Annotated in this window: 1 pseudogene; it reads right to left on the bottom strand. The window is 44.9% G+C overall.

The features are described from left to right. Nucleotides 1-236, bottom strand: a pseudogene (locus CF394_RS00090) (DUF445 domain-containing protein); the annotation flags it as partial.

The raw sequence follows: 236 nt of genomic DNA, 5'->3' as shown, positions 1-236 counted from the left end.
CACTTTCAAGATTAGCCGAAACCCCTTCAAGCAATTTGTCTAATAGTGCCGGCAGCATTTGCTCGGTCAGCTCAGATTCATAGCGGACGGTAAGTGTGCCAATCGTATTGTCGAAGAAAGGAGCAGTCGAAAATGTTTGCAGCACTCTTCGTTTCAGGCTAAAAATGAGCGCTTTTGCATTCCATTTTTCGTCTGCTTCATAAAACGTATACTCCCTCAGCTTGCCCCATTCGTTT

Origin of the sequence: Tetzosporium hominis, from assembly GCF_002265435.1 — a bacterium.
In the GTDB taxonomy this organism is placed as follows: Bacteria; Bacillota; Bacilli; order Bacillales_A; family Planococcaceae; genus Chryseomicrobium; species Chryseomicrobium hominis.
The sequence above is the reverse complement of the archived record's forward strand: the minus strand, read 5'-3'. Positions and strand labels throughout refer to the sequence as shown.